Here is a 17,771-nt window from a genome sequence, read left to right as displayed (position 1 = left end):
TTATTCACTCAAATATACTAATTTCTATTCACTTTGCTCTATACTCTTCAATAAAATTATAGATCACTATCGGGAAGGGCAGCTTTTCAATCTCCGGAAAAGACATTCCGCCAACCAGTGGCTTGTCTGTTTTCAGCTCCCAAAAATGGATGTGCAGGTGTTGGTGCGAAAGTTTATGGATTATTTTTTTAGTATTCAGCAACCTCAGATCCGATGTTTCAATTCCCTCCCTGCTCCAATCCTGCCCGCTGTTTTGCAGCAACCCCGCCATTTCCTCCTGCCCTATATCCTGACTGGTTTCAAACAGCGGAAATTCATACAATCCATGCCAGATCCCTTTTGCTTCCCTTTTCGCAACCAGCGATCTTTCATTGGCATCCTTTAAAATAAGGTAATTAAAATAGCGGTTAACAACTTTTGTCTTTTTTAATTTCACCGGCAGGCTGTCTACTTTTTTCTTTTGCAATGCCGCACAACTGTCATTAAAAACGCAGCTTCCGCAATCCGGATTCCTCGGCACACATTGCAAAGCACCAAATTCCATCATCGCCTGATTAAACAAGGACGCCTGTTCTTTGGGCAACAAAGCTGCCGCCAGCTCTTTAAATTCTTTTTTAGCCGCCGGAGAGGCAATATCCGTTTCCACATCAAAATAGCGGGACAACACCCGGAACACATTACCGTCTACCACCGGAACGGGCTCACCATAAGCAATGGAAGCGATTGCGGCAGCTGTATATTCACCCACTCCTTTTAATGTTAGCAACTCCTTATAAGTACCGGGAAATACACCACCCATTTCATACGCAACCTGTTTGGCCGTAGCATGAAGGTTACGGGCACGGGAATAATATCCCAAACCCTGCCAGAGTTTTAACACTTGTTCCTCTTCGGCATCTGCCAGATCACGAACCGTTGGAAAAGCCTCCGTAAAAGACAAAAAATAGGGCAAACCCTGCGCAACTCGCGTTTGTTGCAACATGATTTCTGACAGCCAAATAGGATACGGATTCGTTGTTTTTCTCCAGGGTAAATCACGTTTATTTTGTAAATACCATTGAATTAACAAGTTAGTAAAATGCATTCTAAAAAATTAGTCAACAAAAATAAAACTTTATGTAATTAAATTTTAATCAATTAAGGTTGAAATATTGTATTTTTAATTGCTATATTTGCAAACTCAAAAAATTACACATCAATATAAATCGAAAGAAAATGACGAAAGCAGACATCGTAGCGAAAATTTCCGAAAAATTGGGTCTAGAAAAAGGAGATGTACAAGCAACAGTTGAGTCTTTTATGGACGAAGTAAAAAACTCATTAGAAACTGGTGACAATGTATACTTAAGAGGTTTTGGTAGCTTTATCATCAAAACAAGAGCAGAAAAAACAGGTAGAAATATCTCTAAAAACACTACAATAAAGATTCCTGCCCACAACATTCCAGCTTTCAAACCAGCAAAAATTTTTGTTGATGGCGTGAAAACGAATACTGAAGTAAAAGTTAACTAATTTATTAATCACTAAACACTACAATTTATGCCAAGTGGTAAAAAAAGAAAAAGACATAAGGTAGCGACTCACAAACGTAAAAAAAGAGCGAGAGCTAACCGTCACAAGAAGAAAAAGTAGTTTAAAACTACTTTTTTCTTTTTAAAGTTTAAAGTTCATTGAAATTGAAATTATCGTATTTGACTCAAAAAAGAGCGATTTATATTACAAATCGGTTTTTTAGCACCTCAAATCTTTAATTTCGCGGGTTTAACCTGTAAATTAATGTTTAATCCATCTATACGTTTAGTTGCTGTTTTGCCTTGCAAAACACAATGGTCATGTATGGATAAAAATGTACCATGTGAACAAGGAATTAATTATCCGATCTGGTTCAGATGCTGTAGATTTTGCCTTATTAAAAGATGGAAAACTAATTGAATTACACAAAGAAGAGGGCGACAAAAACGGCAACGGCTTTCAGGTGGGCGATATTTTTATTGCCAAAATCAGGAAACCGGTTGCGGGACTAAACGCTGCTTTTGTAAATGTAGGCTTTGAAAAAGATGCCTTTTTACATTATCACGATTTAGGACCAAACCTATCTTCTTTAATAAAATTCATAAAACTTGTAAGCGCAGGTAAAATAAAAGATTTCTCCCTAAAAAACTTTCCTTTTGAACCTGAAATCAACAAAGATGGCGCCATCTCTGATGTATTAAGCGCCAACCAGTCGATTTTAGTTCAAGTAGTTAAAGAACCCATATCCACAAAAGGCCCGAGAATAAGCTCTGAGCTTTCTTTAGCCGGCAGGTATGTTGTTTTAGTTCCTTTTTCGGACCGGATTTCGATTTCTCAAAAAATCGAATCCAAAGAAGAAAAAGACCGCTTAAAACGTTTGGTTCAATCTATCAAACCAAAAGGATTTGGTGTTATTGTCAGAACAGTAGCAGAAGGCAAAAAAGTAGCTGAACTTGACAAAGACTTACAAAATTTACTGGACAAATGGACAGCAATGTGTAAGCGAATCCCTACAGCTCATCATCCTTCAAAAGTATTAGGTGAACTCAACAGAGCCTCCTCAATATTGAGAGATGTATTTAATGATACCTTTACCGGTATTCACATAGATGATGAGGATCTGTATTATCAAACAAAGGAGTATTTGCAAGAAATAGCTCCTTCAAAAGTATCTATTGTTAAGCATTATCAATCGAAAGAGTTACCTCTTTTTGAGAAATACAATATAGAGCGACAAATTAAAACGTCATTTGGAAGAACGGTTTCTATGAGTAAAGGAGCTTACTTAATCATAGAACACACTGAAGCATTACACGTCATTGACGTTAACAGCGGTAATCGTTCCAACAAAGCGCAAAATCAGGAAGACACTGCTCTTGAAGTTAATCTGATAGCTGCTGCAGAAATTGCAAGACAGCTGCGATTAAGAGATATGGGTGGTATTATTGTAGTCGATTTTATCGATATGTCCAATCCTGACAACCGCAAAGTACTCTATGATTTCTTAAAAGAAGAAATGAGCGATGACAAAGCAAAACATAAAATCTTGCCTCCTAGTAAATTTGGATTAATTCAAATCACTAGACAAAGAGTCAGACCTGAAGTTAATATCAAAACAAGAGAAGAAAACCCGAATAATGAAAACGGGGAAATCGAAGCTCCAATCTTGATTGTTGATAAGATATCAGCTGATCTAGAAAGAATTTTAAAGGATCACAGCAAAGTGGTTCTGAATGCGCATCCATTCGTGGCTGCATACCTTACAAAAGGTTTTCCATCATTACGTTCAAAATGGTTTTTTGAACATAAAAAATGGGTGAAAATTATACCTCGTGATGCTTACACGTATTTAGAATACCATTTCTTTGACAAACAGGGAAATGAAATTAAATAAACTAAAAAACCGCTATTCTTAACTGATTAGCGGTTTTTTTTATATGTGTATATTATCGTTTTTTCTTAAAGAACTCCTTCATTAAAGCAGCACATTCATTTTCCATAACCCCGCCGGTAACAAGCGTTTTGGGATGCAGCTGTGTTCCCATTTTCTGAAATCCGCGCTGTTCATCGCGGGCACCGAATACGATTTTAGAAATCTGGCTCCAGTATAACGCCCCCGCACACATCTGGCAGGGCTCCAGCGTTACATAAAGCGTACAGTCTTTCAGGTATTTCCCGCCTAAAAAATTAGCCGATGCAGTAATTGCCTGCATTTCGGCATGTGCCGTAACATCGTTTAACAACTCCGTCAGGTTATGGCTTCTGGCAATAACCCGATTGTCTATAACCACTATGGCGCCTACAGGAATCTCCCCTTTTTCAAAGGCAATTTCGGCCTCCTGCAAAGCCTTTTTCATAAAATAATCGTCGGTGAAAATATTTTCCATAAAAACAAAAATACAATTTCAAATTGTACCTTTGCTGCATGTCCGAAAAACTCTTACCAAATATTCAATCTCCAGTCGATTTACGGCAGCTTCCGGCTGAACAACTTCCGGTTTTAGCACAGGAATTACGCGACTTTATAATTGATATTGTTGCTGTCAAAGAAGGCCATTTAGGCGCAAGCCTTGGAGTAGTCGAACTTACGATAGCGCTTCATTATATTTTCAATACCCCTGAAGATTTATTGGTCTGGGATGTAGGTCACCAGGCTTACGGACATAAAATACTGACTGAAAGAGCCGAAATATTTCATACGAACCGCCAGCTGAACGGCATATCCGGTTTCCCGAAACGCAGCGAAAGCATTTACGATACTTTTGGTGTCGGGCATTCCTCCACGGCAATATCGGCCGCACTTGGAATGGCCATTGCGTCCAACCTGAAAGGAGAAACAGAAAAACAGCACATCGCCGTAATTGGTGATGCTTCCATAGCTTCCGGAATGGCTTTTGAAGGACTGAATCACGCCGGGGTAACCGATGCCAATTTACTGGTTATCCTGAATGACAACGCCATTGGGATAGATCCCAGCGTAGGCGCTCTTAAAGATTACCTGACTTCGGTAAAAGCCGGAAAGAATCCGAAAGAGAACAACATGATCAGTTCCCTGAATTTTGATTATTCCGGTCCTATTGACGGTCATGACATCCCTCTTTTGTTAAGTGAGCTGAACCGTCTTAAAAATAAAAAAGGCCCTAAATTCCTTCATATTATCACCACAAAAGGAAAAGGACTGGAACAGGCCGAAAAAGATCAGGTGAAATACCATGCGCCGGGAAAATTCGACAAAGTAACCGGTGAGATAATCCCCAAATCTGAAGATCATCTGCCGCCAAAATTCCAGGATGTTTTTGGACTGACCTTAGTGCAACTGGCCCGACAGAATGAAAAAATAATCGGCATCACACCCGCTATGCCAACCGGTTCTTCCATGAAATTCATGATGGAGGAAATCCCGTCGCGTGCCTTTGACGTGGGCATAGCCGAACAGCATGCCGTAACACTGGCCGCCGGAATGGCAACACAGGGAATGGTTGTTTTTTGCAACATTTATTCTACCTTTTTACAACGGGCTTACGACCAGGTTATCCACGATGTGGCACTACAGGATCTTCCGGTAATTTTTTGCCTGGACCGTGCAGGGCTTGTCGGCGAAGACGGCGCAACCCACCAGGGTGTATTTGACATTGCCTACCTGAGCTGTATTCCGAACCTTATCCTGTTTGCTCCGCTTAATGAGATCGAACTGAGAAACGGGATGTACACCGCACAGACAGGACTGGAACATCCCATTGCGATACGCTATCCGAGAGGAAGAGGCTATATCCGCAACTGGCAGCTGCCTTTTGAAAAAATTGAGATCGGCAAAGCCAGACCATTGCAAAAAGGTACCCAAACAGCCATACTATCTACCGGCACAATTGGCAATAATATCACTGCGGCTTTAAACGAAATACAGGATGCGGCTTTATTTTCGCATTATCATTTTCCTTTTATAAAACCACTGGATGAACAAAGCCTGCATGAAATCTGCAACACACACACCACCATCATAACCATTGAGGATGGCAGCATCATCGGCGGCTTCGGCAGTCTTGTTACTGCTTTTATAACCGATAATAATTACCCTGTAAGTGTTAAAAAACTGGGGGTACCGGATTTTTTCATTGAACACGGCACAGTTATTGAGCAACAACAAAGTTGCAAAATTGACGTTATCAGTTTGAAGAATTTTTTATCAAGCCTCTGAATGTAAGCACTTTTGCCTATTACAAAATTAAAAACTCTATTTGATCATGAAAATTACTCCGTATCTAATCGGATTACTTTTTATTTTAGCTATTTCAAAAAGTAATGCACAAGACGTTGTAAGAACAACAATCCCCGACACCACCACCTACTGGCACAAAAAGAACGTCATCGGCCTCGATTTCAGCCAGATTGCCTTTATCAATTGGAGCGTCGGAGGAAACAACTCCATTTCCGGCCTTTTAAAGGGTGCTTTCCTAAGAAACTACACCAAAGGTAATCTTAGATGGAAAAACGAATTAATCGTGCGCTATGGCGTAAATAAGCAGGAAGAAAGGGAATTACGGAAAACGGATGATGCGGTACAGCTTAATTCCACCATCGGATACCGTCATGATAGTATTTCAAACTGGTACCACAGTGCAAAATTAAATTTCAACACGCAGTTCACAAGCGGTTATGCTTATCCTAATACGGATCTGGCAATTTCGAAGGCTTTTGCCCCGGCTTACTGGTTTCTGGGTGTAGGAGCAGAATATTCCAATAAAGAAAAAAAGCTGAATGCCTATTTTTCACCGCTGACACAAAAAACCACTTTAGTACTGGATCAGCGTTTAGCCGACCAGGGGGCTTTCGGGGTTGACAAAGCGGTTTATGACGCAGATGGCAATCTGATCAGGCATGGTAAAAAGTCCCGGACAGAAGTGGGAATTTTAGTCACCAACCAATGGAAGAATGAAATCTATAAAAATATTTTCCTGGATCATCGATTAAGCCTTTATACCGATTACCTGAATAATTTTGGCAATGTCGATGTAGACTGGCAGGTACAGCTTGATCTGGTCGTAAATCAATATGTAAAAGCCAATATCGGTACCAATCTCGTTTATGACGATGACATCAAATCGAAAAAGGAGATAGACGGCGTACAGGTTACACAAGGTCCTAAAATCCAGTTTAAACAATTACTCGGTGTAGGATTGAGCTATACTTTTTAAAAACAAAAAAGGTTCCTTTCGGAACCTTTTTTATTAGAATTAATTTAATATAACCTTCTTCGTATAACTTAGATTATCTCCGTCAATCTTAAGAATATACATTCCTGATTGTAATCCTTTCAGATTTATTGTTTTTTCGATATTGAAGTCGTCAACTTTTTGGTTGTACACTTTTCTTCCGTTTATATCAAATACTTCAAGTGTCACTTTTCCGCTGTAGTTTCCAATAAACACATTGAACGTTCCGTTTGAAGGGTTAGGATATACCTTGATCATATCTTCATTCTGGAAGTAGTCTACTGCTAACGTACAGTTAGGTCCCTGTGGTGGTGTTGTAAAGTCTTCCACCTGGTCGTTAATACCGGCAATACCGGAATTGGTTCCAGCCGAAGCATTAACACCCAATCCTCTTCTTGCAAATACATCCCAGATCATACAGAAATCCTGTCCGCCTGTCGTTGCCTGATCTGCTGCAATAATAGCATTTCTACCGGAAACGAATGAAGGGTTACAAGGCTGTAATTTTAAAGCGTCAATAACCAGTCTTAAAACTTTGTTATTTCCACCGGTACCAGTGTACATATTCGCATCGTATCCGTATTTGTTAACATAAGCCCAGGCTAAATCCCATAATACACTAGCCCAAACCGTTCCTACAGCGTGAACATCAATTCTTGTTGTTCCGTTAGCATCTACATACGTTAAACCATTTGTATCTCCGTAAGTAAGCGGGTTAATAGCTAAATCCGTTGAATATTTAAAAGCACGGATTCCTCTTCCGTCTGTAGGCTGATTGGCTAAGAAAGTAGCAATACCTTTACCAACAACCGGAGAATCACCAGCTTTCATCTGCAACATATAAGCAAAGAAATCTGACCATCCTTCTCCCATTTGCTCTGAACTTGTTAAACAAGCCGCATTAGCCGGTCCGCCGGTTAAACGGGAAGAAACACCATGTCCGTATTCGTGTGTAATAACACCATTATCAAAATCGCCATCAGAATTCACAAAGTTAACCGGCTGAATAGCGATCGTTAAATTAAGTGTTCCGTTTTGCATGGCTGCGATCATAGCATTTCCAACAGAAGGTCTGATGGAAATAGCAGGGATTGTTATCGCTGCATTATCACCACCCATCACAATATCTTCCTCTAAATTGTTTACCACGATAACTGCAAGTGCTCCTGCATTCTGAGCAAACATAACTTTTTCAACAAAAGAACAGGTTCCTCTTTTGATCATTACGATCTTACCGTTCAATTCTGCACCGTTTATAGCTGCTGTACAAGCATCTGCATTATCCGGAACACCGTCATTGAACAGGGCCACATTAGCCGTAATTCCTGCAGGCTGCACCGGCAATGCCACGTGACCGTTAGTAAAGTTATTGTCAACCGCTACATAGCTACCCGCTAAAGAAGCCGGGGAATGGATCTCGAAAAATTTAGGTCTTGGTCCAACATCCCATAAATACATCTGCATTCTCGGGCGCTGTCCGTCAACCGGTGTGGAAAAGTTTGCGTTATTTGTTCCGCTTCCATCCTGTGCATCAGCTAAAACAGCATCACCCTGAAGGGTAACTGTTCCTCCTTTTCCATAATTATTCTGCTGAAAGTTACCGTTAACTTCATTAAAACCATACTGATACATAATATCGTGCATGATATTATTCATGTAGAACAGGTTTGTCGTTGCAGCATTCGTATAAGTAGACGCTGCTACTCCGGTTCCGCCGTAAGGATAGTCAAAAACCAATCCTGCACCTCCGTCCGGACTTGCTCCGTTTCCGTTTGTTCCGGCAATATCTTCTTTTGCCCAAACGTTATTTCCTCTTGTAATGGTAAATTCCGCGCCGGCTGTTCCGTTAATATCATGCCATCCGTAAGGAGAGGCAAGCGCATTATCCGGAGAAACCAACAACTCTCTGTTACCGTGATTAGGACTTTCCACATTGAATGGGTACACGCGGTAAGATCCCGACTGTACCTGCGCAAAAGAATTTGCTTCTTTAAACGCTTTATTGCCGAAGTTCATGGAGTGGTTGTGCTCTTTGTGATTCGCATCACCAAAATTACAGCTTAAAACCAAGTCAAAATTTTCCAGAAGCTTACCGTTTACAGCATCGATTCTAACACTCCATAAATGTTTGTAATCGGAAGTATAAAAAGTATAATCCCAGGCCAGACGCAACGATTCGTCTTCCATTTGCTGGAACACCAATTCTGCACTTACCGGATCATCCTGTAACGTTCCGTTAGACAACTTAAATTCTTTATTGCTGATTGTAGTAACAACCTGGCTGCTGAACGTTTGTACTTTCAACAGGCTTAACGCTTTCTGGAAGCCGTCAAGCACTGATAAAACAGGAGTAACCGTATTGATCTTTGCCGATATTCCCGGAACAAACCGATTTCCAACATTAATAACCTCTCCGTTTTTAACAGAAAAATTGGTTATTGCATTAAAAATTTCGATTCCTTTATACCGCTGCTTAACATAATAGTTATTGATTTTTGTAGTGGAAGAACTCGCTTCACTTTCAACAAACCAGTCCTCAACATCTTGCTTCGTTAATCCAAGTTTTTGATGATTATTAGCCAGATATCGCTGAATCTGCTCATTTTGGGATTGGGCAAATCCTACGCCACTTGCTAACATTAGCATCAATAGGGTAGTTTTTTTCATAATTTGTAGTTAGCTTTTTTAATTTAAGTATCACAAAATTAAACTTTTATTCCACTTAACAAAAAAATAGCGTTAATTTATCAGTAAGAATTAAATCCCGGCTTTTATAATATTAAAGATTTGTAAAGCTTTACCGTCAGTTAACATCGAAACGAAATGACAGATATGCATCAGCCGTTCATAAAGTTTCATTTTTTCGGTTATAAATTTCTCCGGCAATAATTTTAAGATCAGGATATCATAATTAGTTGCCTTGCCTTCAAATTTATTATTGTATGCCGTACAGAATTTATCCAGCAACGTATTGATAATCTGGTAACCCATGATTTCTTTTTCAATTACCTCACGGCTCTGATAGATATTCTTAATACTAATCTTGATAATGTCGTCCATCTGGGCTTTGTACTGGCTTTTATCCATCAGGGCTACATGAAAGTTCCCCTGAAGAATTGCTTCTTCATTTTCAAGGAAGACCTTTACGGCATCCCCTATCAAGCTGCTGATCGCCAAAGCGCGCAGGTAGCTGATACGGTCTTCTTTTGTGGTAAGGGTATTGTATTTTTTGTTATCGATCGTATGCCTTACTAAATTAATAAGGTATTCCAGAGCAAAGTCCTCCTCTACCAGCCCCAGATTAATACCGTCTTCAAAATCGATTATGGTATAGCAAATATCGTCTGCCGCTTCAACCAGAAATGCCAGCGGATGTCTTTCGAACCCGATATCTTCCGTTTTTTTATTGGACAGCATTCCCAGTTCTGCCGCTACATCTTTAAAAAATTCTTTATCGGTCTGGAAAAAGCCGAATTTCTTATCGGCTATATTAGCCGTAGGTTTTTTAGGAAGGCTTTCTTTCGGATATTTCATAAAGGCACCTAAGGTGGCATAGGAAATCCGAAGCCCGCCTTCATTACCCGGACGGGAACCGGTCAGGACCGAAAAACCGTTGGCATTTCCTTCAAAGTCCACCAGATCCTGCCATTCTTTAGGTTCCAGTTGCGCCTGATACTGCAAGCCGTTTCCGGTTTTAAAATATTCCCCTATCGCCTTTTCGCCGGAATGCCCGAACGGCGGATTTCCGATATCGTGTGCCAAAGCAGCTGCCGCTACAATCGTTCCGAAATCGTTCATGTGGAAACCGTGTATTTCTTTTAAATGAGGGTATTTTTCTAAGATTTTCTTTCCAACCAAACGGCCTAAAGAACGTCCCACAACCGATACTTCCAGACTGTGCGTTAACCGCGTATGTACGAAATCGGTTTTCGAAAGCGGAATAACCTGCGTTTTATCCTGTAAGCTTCGAAAGGCAGATGAAAAGATGATCCTGTCGTAATCAACTTCAAAACCCAGCCGGGTATCATCCTGTTCTTTTCTTAAACGTTTGCTTGTATCGCCTTGTCTTTTTAAGGACAAGAGCTGTTCCCAGTTCATCATTGGATTCCTTATATTATATATTCTGAATTGTTCTGATTCAAAATAGGATTAATTATTTTGTTGTTTGGCTATCTCTGCCTGAATAATATTGTTTTTCACTTCTTTAAAAACATGGTTTTTTGCTTCTGCAAATGAAATATCATAGATGCGTTCCAGTTTTTGGAATGGTACCGGATATTTAGACAATAAATGGGTGTAATATTTATCCAGCACCTCTTTGGAAGGCAAGGTAAATTCCAGCTTTAATTCAAACCGGCGCACCAAAGCTTCATCAATCATCTGTATCTGGTTGGTTGCCGCAATTAGAATGGATTTTTTCGGGAAGTTATCAATCAGCTGTAAAATGGCATTGACAACCCTTTTCATCTCGCTACTGTCTTTGTTATCATAATCCCGGATTTGCCCCAACGAATCAAATTCATCAAAGAACAATACGGCGCTTTCATACAATACTTCTTTAAACAGTCCTTCAATATTCTTTGCTGTTTCGCCCAGTTTGGACGACACGATACTCGCCAGATTTACAATGATGATTTTCTTATCGAGCCGTTTTGCTATGGCTTTTGCCGTCATTGTTTTCCCGCAGCCGGTTTTTCCGTAAAGCAGCATTTTGTTGACTACCGGCAGTTCATACTGTTCCAAAATTTCCCGATACTGGTATTCCTTTAAAAACTGATTGATCTGTCCGGATACCGCTTCGTTAAAAACAACATCTTCCAGGTTGACATTACTCCTGTCTGTAAAATATAAAGTACTCAAAATTATTCCGGTTTTATACGTTAGGACTTATTCACAAATGTACAAATACAATTTCTTTAAAAACAAAACAGCTGTCAAATGACAACTGTTCTTTATATATTCTTTCTTTCTACTATTTTCTACAGTAAAAAAACAGCTACCTTTTCAAGTAGCTGCCTGTTATTCTTATAGTTTTATTCCAGAATTATGAACCACACATTTCGCAATCGTCCGGTTCTGCATTTTTAGAACGTTCCAACATGGCGCGGAATTCGTCAACTGCAATTTCATCTTCTTTTACGGATGGTGTTTCTTCTTTTTTATCATTATTCAATGTGAACTTGATCGCGTCAACCGCACTCTTCGTTCTTAAATAGTACATTCCTGTTTTTAATCCGGATTGCCACGCATAGAAATGCATTGATGTTAGTTTTGCAAAAGTAGCTCCTTCCATAAACAGGTTTAACGACTGGGACTGATCGATAAAATATCCTCTGTGACGTGACATATCGATAATATCTTTCATACTCATTTCCCAAACGGTTTTGTACAATTCTTTAATATCCTGAGGAATCGCATCGATATCCTGGATAGAACCGTTTGCACGCATGATTTCCTGTTTCAGGCTTTCATTCCACAATCCTAAGTTTACCAAATCATGTAATAAATGCTTGTTTACTACAATAAATTCACCAGACAATACCCGTCTTGTATAAATATTGGATGTATATGGTTCAAAAGCTTCATTGTTTCCTAAAATCTGAGATGTGGAAGCTGTTGGCATCGGCGCCATCAACAAAGAGTTACGCACTCCGTGTTCCATTACTTCTTTACGCAGTGATTTCCAATCCCAACGACCGCTTAATTCTTCATCGCTTAATCCCCAAAGATTATACTGGAATTCTCCCTGAGAGATCGGTGATCCCTGGAAAGTGGAATATGGCCCTTCTTCTTTTGCCATTTCCATTGAAGCAGTAACTGCAGCAAAGTACATGGTTTCAAAGATTTCCTGGTTCAGTTTTTTAGCTTCATCGCTGGTAAAAGGCAAACGCAGTAAGATAAAAGCATCCGCCAGACCTTGCACTCCCAATCCAACCGGACGGTGACGCATGTTTGAGTTTTCCGCTTCCTGAACAGGATAGTAGTTTCTGTCGATTACTTTATTCAGGTTGCGTGTTACACGTTTCGTTACATCAAAAAGCAATTCATGGTTAAACGCCCCGTTTTCTACAAACATCGGTAACGAAATGGAAGCCAGGTTACAAACAGCAATTTCATCTGCCGATGTGTATTCCATGATTTCCGTACACAGGTTGGAAGAACGGATTGTTCCTAAATTCTTTTGATTTGATTTTCGGTTTGCCGCATCTTTATACAGCATATAAGGTGTTCCTGTTTCAATTTGAGATTCCAGGATTTTTTCCCATAGTTCACGGGCTTTTATTGTTTTTCTGCCTTTTCCAGCATTTTCATAGGCAATGTACATCGCATCAAACTCATCGCCGTAAACATTATATAATCCCGGACATTCGTTCGGACACATTAAAGTCCATGAAGCGTCTTCCTGAACTCTTTTCATGAAAAGGTCATTCATCCACATTGCATAAAAAAGGTCACGGGCACGCATTTCTTCTTTACCGTGATTTTTTCTCAAATCAAGGAAATCAAAAATATCCGCATGCCACGGCTCTACATAAACAGCAAAGCTACCTTTACGTTTTCCACCACCCTGGTCTACATAACGGGCCGTATCGTTAAACACACGAAGCATCGGTACGATTCCGTTTGATGTTCCGTTTGTTCCACGAATATACGAACCGGTTGCACGAACGTTGTGGATCGATAATCCGATTCCGCCGGCAGACTGGGAAATTTTAGCCGTTTGTTTTAATGTATCGTAAATACCGTCAATACTGTCATCCTGCATGGCTAACAGGAAGCATGAAGACATTTGCGGTTTTGGTGTTCCGGCATTGAATAACGTTGGCGTTGCATGTGTAAAGAATTTTTTAGACATTAACTCATACGTTTCGATAGCCGATTCAATATCGTTAAGGTGAATTCCAACGGAAACACGCATTAACATGTGCTGCGGACGCTCTACAATCTGCCCGTTGATACGCAGCAAATAAGAACGCTCCAGGGTTTTAAATCCGAAATAATCGTAATTAAAATCCCTGTTATAGATAATTGTAGAATCCAATCGTTCGGCATTTGCCATAATCACTTCGTGAACCTCATCGGAGATTAACGGTGAATCCTGATTGGTTCTCGGATTAACATACTGATACATGTCAGTCATGGTTTCCGAGAATGATTTTTTAGTATTCTTGTGCAGGTTGGATACCGCAATTCGCGCTGCCAACTGTGCATAATCCGGATGCGAAACGGTCATTGACGCTGCCGTTTCGGCAGCTAAATTATCCAATTCGGATGTTGTTACTCCATCATACAAACCTTCAATAACACGCATGGCTACTTTTACAGGATCAACCAGGTCGTTTAATCCGTAGCATAGAATTCTAACTCTATCTGTAATCTTATCAAACATTACAGGTTCTCTTCGTCCGTCTCTTTTTACTACATACATATTATTGAAAAATTTATGAGTGATTAATTAAAAATTGTGAGAAAACCTTTTTTGTTTTCTGCTTAAACTTTCCCAAAAAGGGAATACATGTCGATTAAAAATCAGCGTCGAAGCTAATTTTCTGCGAATCGGTATCTTTATTCATAACGCCCGCTTTCTGATATTCGGAAACTCGTTTTTCAAAGAAATTTGTTTTTCCCTGTAACGAAATCATGTCCATAAAATCAAACGGGTTTGTTGCATTATATACTTTTTCGCACTGCAATTCCACCAACAATCTGTCGGCAACAAATTCCAGATACTGAATCATCAATACAGAGTTCATCCCGATCAAACTCGCCGGTAACGATTCTGTAATAAATTCTCTTTCGATATTCAGTGCATCTGTAATGATCTCTTTAATTCTGTTTTTCGATACTTTATTAACCAAATGGTGGTTGTGTAAATGCACTGCAAAATCACAATGCACTCCTTCATCACGGGAAATCAGTTCGTTCGAAAATGTCAGTCCCGGCATTAATCCGCGTTTTTTCAACCAGAAAATAGAACAGAAAGCTCCTGAGAAGAAGATTCCTTCAACCGCTGCAAAAGCAATTAACCTCTCTGCAAACGAATCGGACTCAATCCATTTCAAAGCCCACTCCGCTTTTTTCTTAATTGCCGGAAACACTTCAATAGCGTGGAACAACTGGTTCTTTTCCGCTTCGTCTTTTACATACGTATCAATTAAAAGCGAATAGGTTTCACTGTGGATATTTTCCATCATGATCTGGAAACCGTAAAAGAATTTCGCCTCGGCATACTGCACTTCATTCACGAAGTTTTCAGCCAGGTTTTCATTTACAATACCATCAGAAGCCGCAAAAAATGCCAGAATATGTTTGATAAAATATTTCTCATCCTCATTTAACTTGGTATTCCAGTCGGTTAAATCCTGATGAAGATCAATTTCTTCCGCCGTCCAAAAGCTAGCTTCCATCTTTTTGTACCATTCCCAGATATCATGGTGTTTGATAGGAAAAATCACAAAACGATCTTTGTTTTCTTGTAAAATTGGTTCGACTGCTGACATAGTATGTTGACTTTTATAGAATTATAATTTTAAAGATTCCCGGAAAGAATCCCTACAAAGGTTGTCATTTGAAATGTAAAAAGAAAGTCAAACCCAGCCAAACTTATTCACAATTGGAACGAGTTTTTAACAACCGAAGAAAATTCTTTCAAGGTCATTATTAAAGTCTAAATTTTTGAATTTCAACAATTTACAAAAAATCAAAAAACAACGAAAACCTGCCCGAAAAGCAGTAAATACATTGGCTTAAAGCCTAAAGGAAACGATTCTTTTTTGAAGCTTTACGCTTTGAGTTCTTCGGCTACTTTTTCAAGCTCATCATACCAGTCTTGTCCAAATTTCCGAACCAAAGCTTCTTTTACAAATTTATACACCGGCACTTCCAATTCCTTTCCCAACGAACAGGCATCATCACAAATATGCCACTTGTGATAGTTAACAGCTGCAAATTCTGAAAAGTCTTTAACGCGAATTGGATACAGGTGGCAGGAAACCGGTTTTTTCCAGTCTACCAATCCCTGATTATACGCCTGCTCTATACCGCAAAGCGCGGTTTTTCCATCGAAAATAACGTAAGCACAGTCGGCTCCGTTAATTAAAGGTGTTTCTAATTCTCCGTCTTCCCCAACAACAGAAGTTCCCTGCGCTTCAATAGCAGCAATACCTTCCGGACGAAGAAACGGCTTTACAATAGGATATATTTCCGCTAAAATTTTAGTTTCGTTTTCATCAAGCGGCGCACCGGCATCCCCGTCCACACAACAGGCTCCTTTACAAGCCGACAAATTACATACAAACTCTTTTTCAAGAATTTCCTCAGACACAATGGTTTTACCTAATTGAAACATTTTTACTTCCGATTCTAAATTTATCCGGCAAAGGTACAAAGTTTAAAGCATTAATGCGAATCAAAAACCATCTCACTCCAAACAGCTTTATTGCAGTATAAACAAAAAAAGCAGCCTTAAATACAGATATTTTATTTTTTTGTTAAAAATTAACTTGTTTTTATATAATTTTGTTAGAATAATATATAATTTTGCACCCTCAAAAAAACAAGTCATGGGATTCGATTGGAAAGAAATTTTTACGGTAGGAATGGTATTATTTGCGGTTATCGATATTTTCGGAAGCATTCCTATTATCGTAGATTTACGCAACAAGGTAGGACATATTCAGTCTGAAAAAGCGTCGATTGTTGCCGCGGTGATCATGATTTCCTTCCTGTTTGTAGGTGATGAAATCCTGAAATTAATCGGTATTGACGTGAATTCGTTTGCCGTAGCCGGTTCCTTTGTATTGTTTTTCCTGGCTTTGGAAATGATTCTTGGCATCACGTTATATAAAGACGATGCTCCCAATACGGCTTCCATTGTACCAATCGCATTTCCGCTGATTGCCGGTGCCGGAACCATGACCACTTTATTATCCCTTCGTTCGGAATACCAGACGATCAATATCATCTTTGGTATTGTAGCCAATATATTAATTGTGTACCTGGTCTTAAAGTCATCTGCCAAAATTGAAAAAACATTAGGTAAAAACGGATTGGGCGTAATCCGAAAGGTATTTGGAGTAGTGCTTTTAGCGATTGCTGTTAAATTATTTGCAGCTAATGTTAAAGGTCTCTTTATTTAAGCAGATTTTTATTAATTTCACCGCCATAATTTAACTACTCGTAGTTCTTTTTTTTAATTACAATGAAAATTTTCTCATACATACTAATTGCTGCTGCAATAGGGTTAATCATTTTTAATGTAACTCTTTTAGATTTTTCAAATCTTTTCGAAGGCAACAGTTTAGTGGCGCTAATAGGAATCGTAGCTTCTTTATGTGCTGTTTGTATTTTACTTATCTTTAAGATGTCGAAAGCCATCGAAGAAAAAACAAAAGGAAACTAGATTCATGTTTGATGTTTTAATTATTGGTGGCGGTGTAGCCGGGGTATCCTGTGCCCTGATTTTAGGCTCCGCACACAAGAAAAATTTCGTAGCCGATAAAAAGATCGGTATTATCACCCATCAAAAAGCGTCAGCATTACAAGATGCGCTTTTTAACAACGCCTATGGCATTCCTGCCGGAAAACCGGGCGCTGAAATCCTGACCGAAAGTACTGAACACCTGGCGATGACCTATCCGCACATCGAGCAGATTGCCGATGAAAAGGTTATTAGCGTAACCGGAAGTTATGGTAATTTTACGGTAACTACCAACAAAGCTTCTTATCAGTCAAAAATAATTGTAGTTGCCATTGGTGCTTCCAATCTGTTTAGCATTGAAGGTTTAACACAGTATATTGAACCGCATAAAAAGTCATTGGCAGAAAAGAACCGAATTCAATTAAAAAACAACGACCATCTTGTTGCCGAAGGCATTTATGCAGCCGGAACATTAGCCGGATGGAGAAGTCAGCTGGCTATTGCAGCCGGAAGCGGTGCTGCTGTTGCCACCGACATCCTGACCTTATGGAATGGCGGCATTGAAACCCATTCACACGACAGTATTCGAAAATAATACCAGCATATAAAAAAACAGGGAGACAATGTCT

The 17,771-nt window shown here is 39.5% G+C and carries 15 protein-coding genes; 7 read left to right on the top strand and 8 right to left on the bottom strand.

What is annotated here, in order from left to right; all coding sequences use genetic code 11:
* Positions 1–28: 28 nt before the first annotated feature.
* Positions 29–1,084, bottom strand: coding sequence for an A/G-specific adenine glycosylase (gene mutY / locus BGO42_RS04685; protein WP_273246499.1), 1,056 nt, complete (start codon positions 1,082–1,084; stop codon positions 29–31).
* A gap of 116 nt (positions 1,085–1,200) precedes the next feature.
* Here mutY and BGO42_RS04680 point away from each other — a divergent pair, with 116 nt between their 5' ends.
* Together BGO42_RS04680 and BGO42_RS04675 are read left to right on the top strand one after the other, a co-directional pair.
* Positions 1,201–1,512, top strand: a complete 312-nt coding sequence (locus tag BGO42_RS04680) for an HU family DNA-binding protein (protein ID WP_262888439.1) — start codon at positions 1,201–1,203, stop codon at positions 1,510–1,512.
* 334 nt (positions 1,513–1,846) lie between these two features.
* Positions 1,847–3,406 (top strand): Rne/Rng family ribonuclease, encoded by a 1,560-nt coding sequence (locus tag BGO42_RS04675; RefSeq protein WP_177731415.1) that lies wholly within the window; start codon positions 1,847–1,849, stop codon positions 3,404–3,406.
* A 52-nt stretch (positions 3,407–3,458) separates the two neighbouring features.
* Here BGO42_RS04675 and BGO42_RS04670 read toward each other — a convergent pair whose 3' ends face one another.
* A complete protein-coding gene (locus tag BGO42_RS04670; protein WP_177731413.1) occupies positions 3,459–3,899 on the bottom strand; it encodes a nucleoside deaminase in 441 nt (146 codons plus the stop codon).
* A 38-nt stretch (positions 3,900–3,937) separates the two neighbouring features.
* Here BGO42_RS04670 and BGO42_RS04665 point away from each other — a divergent pair, with 38 nt between their 5' ends.
* Complete coding sequence (locus tag BGO42_RS04665; RefSeq protein ID WP_273246500.1) at positions 3,938–5,707, top strand: 1-deoxy-D-xylulose-5-phosphate synthase; 1,770 nt, start codon at positions 3,938–3,940, stop codon at positions 5,705–5,707.
* A gap of 46 nt (positions 5,708–5,753) precedes the next feature.
* Positions 5,754–6,704, top strand: a complete 951-nt coding sequence (locus BGO42_RS04660) for a DUF3078 domain-containing protein (RefSeq protein ID WP_273246501.1) — start codon at positions 5,754–5,756, stop codon at positions 6,702–6,704.
* Positions 6,705–6,743: 39 nt separating this feature from the next.
* On the opposite strand, the gene BGO42_RS04655 is transcribed toward BGO42_RS04660, so the two are convergent.
* From BGO42_RS04655 to BGO42_RS04630, 6 genes are all read right to left on the bottom strand, one after another.
* Entirely contained in the window at positions 6,744–9,389 is a 2,646-nt protein-coding gene (locus BGO42_RS04655) for a T9SS-dependent M36 family metallopeptidase (protein WP_177731408.1), read from the bottom strand.
* A 90-nt stretch (positions 9,390–9,479) separates the two neighbouring features.
* Entirely contained in the window at positions 9,480–10,820 is a 1,341-nt protein-coding gene (gene dgt, locus BGO42_RS04650; protein WP_273246540.1) for a dGTP triphosphohydrolase, read from the bottom strand.
* Positions 10,821–10,871: 51 nt separating this feature from the next.
* The gene (locus BGO42_RS04645) at positions 10,872–11,582 is read right to left on the bottom strand and encodes an AAA family ATPase (RefSeq protein WP_273246502.1); all 711 of its coding nucleotides are present in this window, start codon (positions 11,580–11,582) and stop codon (positions 10,872–10,874) included.
* Between the two features lie 184 nt (positions 11,583–11,766).
* The gene (locus tag BGO42_RS04640) at positions 11,767–14,151 is read right to left on the bottom strand and encodes a ribonucleoside-diphosphate reductase subunit alpha (protein ID WP_273246503.1); all 2,385 of its coding nucleotides are present in this window, start codon (positions 14,149–14,151) and stop codon (positions 11,767–11,769) included.
* 94 nt (positions 14,152–14,245) lie between these two features.
* Positions 14,246–15,223: a ribonucleotide-diphosphate reductase subunit beta gene (locus BGO42_RS04635; RefSeq protein ID WP_177731402.1), complete on the bottom strand. Its 978-nt coding sequence runs from the start codon at positions 15,221–15,223 to the stop codon at positions 14,246–14,248.
* A gap of 281 nt (positions 15,224–15,504) precedes the next feature.
* Positions 15,505–16,071, bottom strand: a complete 567-nt coding sequence (locus BGO42_RS04630) for a DUF3109 family protein (protein ID WP_273246504.1) — start codon at positions 16,069–16,071, stop codon at positions 15,505–15,507.
* Positions 16,072–16,285: 214 nt separating this feature from the next.
* On the opposite strand from BGO42_RS04630, the gene BGO42_RS04625 reads away from it, so the two are divergent.
* From BGO42_RS04625 to BGO42_RS04615, 3 genes are all read left to right on the top strand, one after another.
* The gene (locus BGO42_RS04625) at positions 16,286–16,861 is read left to right on the top strand and encodes a MarC family protein (RefSeq protein ID WP_177731398.1); all 576 of its coding nucleotides are present in this window, start codon (positions 16,286–16,288) and stop codon (positions 16,859–16,861) included.
* A 62-nt stretch (positions 16,862–16,923) separates the two neighbouring features.
* Positions 16,924–17,124 carry a hypothetical protein gene (locus BGO42_RS04620; protein WP_246297037.1) on the top strand — a complete coding sequence of 67 codons (201 nt, stop codon included), beginning with the start codon at positions 16,924–16,926 and terminating at the stop codon, positions 17,122–17,124.
* A gap of 4 nt (positions 17,125–17,128) precedes the next feature.
* The gene (locus BGO42_RS04615; protein ID WP_273246505.1) at positions 17,129–17,737 is read left to right on the top strand and encodes an FAD-dependent oxidoreductase; all 609 of its coding nucleotides are present in this window, start codon (positions 17,129–17,131) and stop codon (positions 17,735–17,737) included.
* Positions 17,738–17,771: the final 34 nt, after the last annotated feature.

Source organism: Flavobacterium sp. 40-81, from assembly GCF_001898245.1.
In the GTDB taxonomy this organism is placed as follows: Bacteria; Bacteroidota; Bacteroidia; order Flavobacteriales; family Flavobacteriaceae; genus Flavobacterium; species Flavobacterium inviolabile.
This window is presented reverse-complemented; position numbering and strand designations above follow the sequence as displayed.